Below are 8,302 nucleotides of genomic sequence, written 5' to 3'. Positions count from 1 at the left end.
GAGTGTGAAGACCATTGCAAGTGGTGACATATCTAAAATTTGATTGTTAACTGGGATTTTTTTATTTTATCGTTCTGACTAACGTAAAGAAAAACCCTCAAATTATGCTGATTTCGATGCCTAGGTTTCGATTAATCGGCCTTTCAAAGACTTTGGTAATTTAGCAAAAAAGAGTCAAGGTTCCTTTAAAACCGTTACCATAAGAGGTCAATTTTTTTGAAGTAGGTGGAATTGCTGATAACGGCTTTGCTTTCTTTTATTATTGTGGAAAGATTTCTTATAAAACTAAAGGGATTTCATTATACACCTAAGCCATCTATCGGACTTATTATTTGGACAAATCCCAAATCTTAACAGCAAAAAAACCAAACTCAGCTTAAAAGCAAATATTAAAGGGAAAATGGCCAAAATAACTCCTCCCGTCACAAAGTAAACGCCTATACCTTTCACCTCTTACTACTCACTTTTTCAATCCTCCTTCCCTGCACCTTTGAAGTAATCATCTTTGTCTGCGAAGAGTACATTGAAGGTGGTCAGGGAACCGTATGCCCGCGTGATGTACTGCTGCAATGCAATCCTGTCCTGATCGTCGAGTTTTTCGTGGTTGTTGATATTCTGCTCGAGGACGCGGAGCCGCTCTCTGACCATGACGATCTTGTGGAAAAATGTGGCGATCGGAACTTCCTTATTACTCAGTTCGGGATTGTAGGGATTCAGAATCATGGTACCTTTAAGCCACTTTTGCGCCATGCTGACTTTTGGAAGAGCTTCCGCCGGAGGGATTTTTTTGATGGCATTTTCTACTGCCCTTTCGATATCTGACAAGTTGAACGGAATCGGTTCTGCCTCTTTCTTTTCGATCAGCTCAAAATGCTGAAAGTCCCGTGCGATGGTTTTGACCTCTGCGATAAAGTTGAAATAAATCTTGTAATAAGAGGCATCTGCCTCCACGACTACGCCTTTTCCAAATTTTGGATGTCTGACCTGACTTCCGATTCCCAATTCCATTGCTGACATAAAATAATCAGTTTTGTTTACAGATAATTCGGTCAATATAAATGCTATTTTTATATTTTCACAACCACTTTGGACCTTGTCTATGAAATCACTTGAAAGACTCCAGTTACTTTTCGAAGAGCAGATTAATGTTTTACCAATTGCTGAGACCATATTGGTTTTTGACCAGAGAAATTATAGGGAGGAAATGGAAAAACGGAACTTTCAAACTGCTCTTTTAAATGTTGATGGTGTTTTAATGAAATTTGATATCGGGGATGAATCTCCCATACCCATCCCTCAGGAAGATATCATGCCTTCTGAAACTCCACTTTTGGTCGCATTCAGAATGCTGATTGAAAAAAGGCGATATTTTATTGAAGAAGATGGAGAAATCGCTTATATCGTCACCAATACAGATCTTGACAAAATCCCACTCAGGATCGGATTTTTTGGATTGATCAGCATATTGGAAACGCACCTAAAAGAACTGATCCGAAAATATATTCCAAATTGGAAAGATAGTATTTCAGAAAAGAGGTTCCTTAGCGCCAGCTCTCTATACGAGTGGAAAAAAAGCCGAGAGGAAGAAATCGATCTGGTTCAATGTTTGCAATTCGGAGACTTGGGTTCTATCTTTTCCAAAAACCAGCGTTTCAAAAAATTTGATCCGGAGTATAGCAGAGACCGATTTGTCAAGATGATGAATGACATCGGTCAGCTGCGGGATGCACTTGCCCACTCGCAGGGAAATTTGGGTTTTTCATGGGAAGAAATAGACCGTATCATCAGGTTTACAAGGGTAATTATCGATGCGGAAGATCAGGTTTTTGAGGAATGACCTTGCTTTTTTAGACACAAATCAATTTTTGTACATTCTGATATACATTTTATAAATGTTTTTGTACATTTGAATGTACATTTTTATTATAATTTTGTACATCTAAATATACAATAGATGGAACTTCTACTTCAGAAATCAGAATCTTTGGTCCAAAGGTCTTCACTAGAATACCGTAGGTTTCTTTTTGACAGGATAAATTGGGAAAATAGGCTCATCGGAATAAAGGGAGCGAGAGGAACAGGTAAGACTACTTTGATGCTACAAAAACTGAAAGAGATGAACTTGCCTTCAACACAAGCCGTATATTTCAGCTTAGATGCTTTATATTTCAGTACCCATTCTTTGGTGGAAACTGTGGAAGATTTCATGAAAAAAGGGGGTAAATTTTTGTTTTTGGATGAAGTCCACAAATACCCTCAATGGTCGGCTCACATTAAAAATCTTTATGATTTTTATCCAGACCTTAAGGTGGTTTTTACAGGCTCTTCGATCATTGATATTTCCAGGGAGGAAGCAGACCTGAGTAGGAGGGTTTTGATGCATGAGCTGCCGGGACTTTCTTATCGGGAATTCCTGGAATTCAAAAAGATCGGAAGGTGGGACCCAATTCCAATTGAAAAAATATTGTCTCCGGATAGGCTTTGGAAGGAACAATTCAATATTGGATTTAAACCTCTGGAACATTTTTCTGAATATTTGAAAATGGGGTACTATCCATTCTCATTTGAAGATCCACAGGGTTTTAACATTCGGCTTCAGCAACTGATACGGACCATTGTAGAGTTTGACATGGCCGAACTCAAGGACTTCGATATCCGCAATGCAAAAAAAATGCTGCAGTTTTTGTACGTATTGGCTTCAAATGTCCCGATGAAGCCAAACATTTCGGCCTTGGCCGATAAAGTTCAAATACATAGAAATACGGTTATCAATTACCTTCATTTTCTCGAACAAGCTAAGCTTATACGTCAACTCTATCATTCAGGCATCAGCCTTGCTATCATGCAGAAACCTGAGAAGATATATCTTGAAAACACCAATCTTGCCTTTGTATTCAATACAGATCAGCCTGATCAGGGCAATTTAAGGGAAACATTCTTTGCCTCACAGGTTTCTTCAAGCCACCAAATTTCCTATGCACCAAAAGGAGATTTCTTGGTAGATGATAAATGGACTTTCGAAATAGGTGGAAAAAATAAAGGCAAAAAACAGATAGAGGATATCAAAGAAAGTTATGTGGTAAACGATGATGTGGAATTTCCAATAGGTTCCCTGCCACTTTGGATTTTTGGATTTCTGTATTGAAACTTTAAAATTGGATAAAGGCGAATTTTTTATAACTCAATCAAAACCTATCCACCTTAAAACCTGCCAATTCCATGCTTGGGGTTTTTTGGGCATGCAGTTCTGCAAGGATCTTTCCTGTGGCAGGAGCGAGGCTGATTCCCATCATGGAATGCCCGCTGCCGACAAGGACATTTTTCCACTTGGGTGCAGCGCCGATATACGGCAAACCATCGGGTGAACAGGGTCTCAGGCCTTTCCAAATCTGATCGGTTTCGGGAAATTTGGATTGAAAATCCGGATAATACCGGTTGATGGATTCAAAGATTCCTTTGACCCGGTTGATGTTGATGGACTCATCCGTCCCGGCAATTTCCATCGTGCCACCAAAGCGGATTTGATTTTCATATGGACTGACGGCTACTTTCATTTCGGTCAGAATACTTGCCTGCTTGATTTCGGGCTTGTTTTCCTGGATAAAACTGTAGCCCTTTCCTCCCATCATCGGCAGTGAAAAATCCAGCATTTTGGCCAGTTCGGATGACCAAGCGCCTCCACAAAGCACAAACTTATCCCCTTCGATTTTTCCTTGAGAAGTCAATACCCCAATGACTTTGTCCGAATTGGTTTCAAATCCTGTAACTTCTACATTGCCTTTGAACTGAACCCCTTTTTCCAATAAGAACTTTTTTAAAAACCCATACAAAGCAGCCGGTGAAAGGTGGGCATCACCCGGAAACAATACTGCACCCCTTGCCTTCACTTCAAGGTTGGGTTCGATATTCCGGATGTCTTCCGGACTGAGGATTTCTGCCGCCAAGCCATGTTTCTGCGCCAAATGGGCAAATTCAACCTCTTCTTTTTCTACCTCGGCTGTTTGGTAGAGCATCATCAACCCCTTTTCTACCAAACCCAAATCAGAATCTTTGTGATCGGCGTTAAATTCCTGATACAAAGCTTTGCTCATCAAGCTGAGATTTTTTAGGTAGGGAATACTTTTCTCGACATGGGATTTATTGGCAGATTGGTAAAACAACCAAGACCATTGCAACAGTTTTCGGTCAAATCTAGGATGGATATAGAAGGGACTTTTGGAAGAAAACATCCAAGAAATCCCCTTGCTGATCATTCCGGGAGCGGCTAATGGAATGATGTGACTCGGCACAATCATACCGGCATTGCCGGTGGAGCAGTTGACCTGCATATCACCTTTGTCAATAATGATGACTTCAGTTCCGGATTTTTGGAGAAAATATGCTGTAAACAAACCGACGATACCGCCGCCGATGATGATGGTTGGTTTCATGCTTTAAGACAATAGACGTGAGATTCGAGACAAGAGACAAGATTTGGGTAAGGTTTGGGTTTAATTTTCAATAGGTATCAGGTTGGCATTTAGAAAGGATTTGGCTATTGAATAGCTTGTCATTTTTTATGATTTCGAAAAACCCGGAAAGGTAGTTTCTAGCTACTTTATAATCATTTGTTGAAATATCATTTTCATACCGGGCCATGATATCATAAAACTCCTGCTCTTTTATGATAAACAGGTTTCTGACGTATTGGACCAAAGCAGGATCCCGGCAGATTCCCCGATAAAGTCTTTCCTGCACGGTTGTGATGGGAAGATAATCATAAGGAATGGCATAGGGAGCACCCACTATTCCAGCCATGTCAAAATCATAAGGAAACGGAATATGCTTGCTTCCTATTTTCTCCATGATCTTCACATTGTGCTGCACTGTATTGGACCAATCTGTATTTCCGATCATGAAAGCAAAGAAATCCTGTTTCAAGGCACTTGTATCGTTGATGAAATTCGGTCGGACCATTTTGGCATCTGAAATTTTCCCATCGAACCTTTTCGCTGCTTTGTCATCGTCTTCAATCAAAAAAGCAGTGAGGTTATGCGTTTTGCTTTTCCTTTCCTTTGAATCTGTCAGGGTGAGATTGACCAACCTCGTCCTGAAATGGTAAGGTGTGATCGTTTCGTAAAACTTATAACAGATGTATTCCTTTCGGATCATGTCATTGAAGCTGTTTGCTACTTGGCATGGAAGTACAAGTTTCAGGGCTTTGTCTTCCTCAAAAATCGTGTTTTTGGAATCCTTTTTTCGGATTTTGATCCTTATGGGTGGGAAATTACATTTGGTTCTCCTGGAATTGCCGCGTGCCCGAAGTTCCACCCTGACGGAATCCCAATCCTCCGCTTCGGTTTTATAGCGCAGGTAAGTAGCAAAAAATACCGTATCAGATTTAGAAAGTCTGAGTTCATTCAAAGAAGTCACCAATTCCATTTCCAAAGGTGTTTCGGGACCAAACAAGGTAGAGCTTTGAAATGCAGCGCCTTCTTCCGCCCAAAAAACCGGGAAAAGGAAAATCAACATACATTTTGCTAATAATCTCATCTTTGGTTTCCTCTTTGATTATTTACCACCGATTGGTAGTGGCTATCTTATTCTAAATTACCTGAAATCCATGCACATAAGGATCATCATCATCCAAGATGATGGTATTGTAGCCATAGACTTTGGCCCACCCCTCGATACTTGGTACAATAGCGGGTTTATCGCCGATCTCAGTCACTTCTTCTATCCGCCCTGTAAATTTGGACCCGATAAAACTCTCATGGATAAAATCATCTCCGGGCTTCAAAAGTCCTTTGGCAAACCACTGCGCCATACGGGCTGAAGTGCCTGTGCCGCAGGGTGACCTGTCAATGGCTTTGTCTCCGTAAAATACAGCATTTCTTGCGGTACTTGTTGTATCGAGGGTTTTTCCGGTCCACATTACATGGGATAAGCCCCGGATTTGGGAATGTTCCGGATGAACAAATTCATAGATTTCATTCATCTTTTGCCTGAGATTCCTTGCCATGGAGATCAGCTGTTCCGCCCTGAAATGTTCCAAGCCAGGAAAGTTTTCTTGCGGATCTACGATGCTATAGAAGTTGCCGCCGTAAGCCACATCCACGGTGAGTTTTCCGAGTTCTTCGATCTCGATCTCCAGGCTTTCTGCGGCGAGGAAACTTTTGACATTGGTGAGTTTGACGGATTTGACTTTCTTGGCTTCCTGTTTGTAGGAAACCAAAACCAATCCTGCCGGAGCCTCCATTCTCAAAAATCCAGGAGTCTTGGGATGGATCAGACCTTCTTCAATGGCGATGGTGATGGTACCGATAGTTCCGTGACCACACATAGGAAGACAACCTGAGGTCTCTATAAAAAGCACCGCAAAGTCATTTTCAGGATCATGTGGTGGGAAAAGCATTGATCCCGACATCATATCGTGTCCCCGAGGTTCAAACATAAGCCCTGTCCGGATCCAATCCAGGTTTTCCAAAAAATACTGACGCTTTTCGAGCATGTTTTTCCCTTTCAAAAAAGGCACACCACCCGAGACCACACGTACAGGATTGCCACAGGTATGGGCGTCGATGCAGGAGAAGGTTGATTTCATGTTACTTACTTATTATTTCTTTGATTTTTTCCTCCAAAACTTCACGGTTTGGAAGGTATAGCTGATATTTTGAAACAAATATTTTATTTGAAATACCACCAGTAGCGTATTTAACGAGGAGTTCATTTTTATCAGCAGCGATAATGATTCCCACCGGCGGATTTTCCCCTTCAGTGTTTTCTTCCTCCAAGAAGTAGTTTAAGTAAAGGTTCATTTGACCAATATCCTGGTGCTTTACCCTTCTTGTTTTTAAATCAACCAATACAAAGCATTTTAAAATCCGGTGATAAAAAACCAGATCAATGAAATAATGTTCATTGTCAAGTGTAATTTTATATTGCTGACCGACAAAAGAAAATCCTTTTCCAAGCTCTAACAGAAACTTTTGTAGGTTATTCACCAATAATTCCTCTAATCCTTTTTCTTTGACAATCTCATTTTGCGGAATCTGCAAAAACTCAAAAATGTAAGGATCTTTGATAATGTCATTTGGAATAAGGACCTCATAACCATCTCTTGCCAATTCCAATACCCCGGCTTTATCTTTGCTTAAAGCAATCCGTTGGAATAATGCTGAATTTATTTGCCTCTTTAATTCCCGGAAACTCCAATTATCTTTTTCACTTTGTTTCTCATAAAAATTCCTTTCAAGATCGTCTGAAATAGATAATAATTCAGCGTAATGACTCCAACTCAATTTTCCAGACAGTGTCTGGAAAATTGGATACTTGATGTAAAAGAGTCTAAAAAGGTAAATATTACTCTTACTAAAACCTTTTCCATATTTGGATTTTAGATCCTTCGAAAGATTAGTCAATAATGCACTACCATATTCGGCTTTTTCTTTGCCCCCTTGTTCAAATTCCACAATATTCTTCCCAATCTCCCAGTTGGCTATTACCAACTCAAGATTAATAGCCTTTATAGCATTTTCTCTAGCCCTTAGAATTGTAAAGCCAATCCTATCGATTAAGTCAATATAATTCCGGTTTGGTAACTGCATTTAAGACTTACACTTTAGAATTTACTTTTTAAAATCCCCGTTAACAGTCCTCCAGATTCCTAATGGATTGTTGTCTTTTAATGCATCAGGCAGGAGTACAGAAGGCATATCCTGAAAGGCAATTGGCCTTGCAAAGCGCTTGATGGCATATACACCTACGGAAGTACTTCTACTGTCAGAAGTAGATGGATAAGGTCCTCCATGCTGCATGGCATAGCCAACTTCCACTCCTGTCGGAACGCCTTTGTAGAGCATCCTTCCGCATTTTTCTTCCAATAAGTTGATCAGATAGAGTTTGTCGGTGAGTTCCTCTTCCTCTGCCCATATGGTGATGGTCAATTGTCCGTGGAGTTTTTGGGCTATTGCCAGCAAATCATCTTCCCCTTCATATACCACCATCAGCGCAAATGCCCCGAAAACTTCCTGTTGGAATTTGTTATCTGCCAACCAATCTTTAGCTTTTATTTTGGCCAAAGCAGGATGGCCTTTAATAAGGTCTTTGGCTGCGGCCACTTTTACCCATTCGAGTTCTTCGCGTCCTTGAAGGTATTGAAGCGCATTGTAATACGCATCTGCGATTCCCTCGTGCAACATCGGCGCAGCGGCGATGTCTTCGATTTCTGATTTGACAGCTGCCGCAAATTCTTTTTGCAAACTCTTTGGAACAAAGATCAATCCCGGATTGGTACAGAACTGCCCGACACCAAGGGTCAATG

Annotated in this window: 8 protein-coding genes; 2 read left to right on the top strand and 6 right to left on the bottom strand. The window is 40.7% G+C overall.

Features of this window, described 5'->3' with window-relative positions:
• Positions 1–468 precede the first annotated feature (468 nt).
• The gene (locus ACZFYI_RS11235) at positions 469–1,017 is read right to left on the bottom strand and encodes a hypothetical protein (RefSeq protein WP_462524222.1); all 549 of its coding nucleotides are present in this window, start codon (positions 1,015–1,017) and stop codon (positions 469–471) included.
• 238 nt (positions 1,018–1,255) lie between these two features.
• Between ACZFYI_RS11235 and ACZFYI_RS11230 the strand changes: the two genes are divergently transcribed.
• Complete coding sequence (locus ACZFYI_RS11230) at positions 1,256–1,837, top strand: hypothetical protein (protein ID WP_462524221.1); 582 nt, start codon at positions 1,256–1,258, stop codon at positions 1,835–1,837.
• 117 nt (positions 1,838–1,954) lie between these two features.
• Positions 1,955–3,145 (top strand): ATP-binding protein, encoded by a 1,191-nt coding sequence (locus ACZFYI_RS11225; RefSeq protein ID WP_462524220.1) that lies wholly within the window; start codon positions 1,955–1,957, stop codon positions 3,143–3,145.
• Positions 3,146–3,185: 40 nt separating this feature from the next.
• Here ACZFYI_RS11225 and ACZFYI_RS11220 read toward each other — a convergent pair whose 3' ends face one another.
• From ACZFYI_RS11220 to ACZFYI_RS11200, 5 genes are all read right to left on the bottom strand, one after another.
• The gene (locus tag ACZFYI_RS11220) at positions 3,186–4,430 is read right to left on the bottom strand and encodes an NAD(P)/FAD-dependent oxidoreductase (RefSeq protein WP_462524219.1); all 1,245 of its coding nucleotides are present in this window, start codon (positions 4,428–4,430) and stop codon (positions 3,186–3,188) included.
• Positions 4,431–4,497: 67 nt separating this feature from the next.
• Positions 4,498–5,532, bottom strand: a complete 1,035-nt coding sequence (locus tag ACZFYI_RS11215) for a hypothetical protein (protein WP_462524218.1) — start codon at positions 5,530–5,532, stop codon at positions 4,498–4,500.
• A 52-nt stretch (positions 5,533–5,584) separates the two neighbouring features.
• Entirely contained in the window at positions 5,585–6,583 is a 999-nt protein-coding gene (locus ACZFYI_RS11210; RefSeq protein WP_462524217.1) for a 4-hydroxyproline epimerase, read from the bottom strand.
• Between the two features lies 1 nt (position 6,584).
• Entirely contained in the window at positions 6,585–7,586 is a 1,002-nt protein-coding gene (locus ACZFYI_RS11205; RefSeq protein WP_462524216.1) for a PDDEXK nuclease domain-containing protein, read from the bottom strand.
• A gap of 21 nt (positions 7,587–7,607) precedes the next feature.
• On the bottom strand, positions 7,608–8,302 hold a 695-nt coding region (locus tag ACZFYI_RS11200), incomplete at its 5' end, for an aldehyde dehydrogenase family protein (protein WP_462524215.1).

Source organism: Aquiflexum sp., from assembly GCF_977115555.1.
The sequence above is the reverse complement of the archived record's forward strand: the minus strand, read 5'-3'. Positions and strand labels throughout refer to the sequence as shown.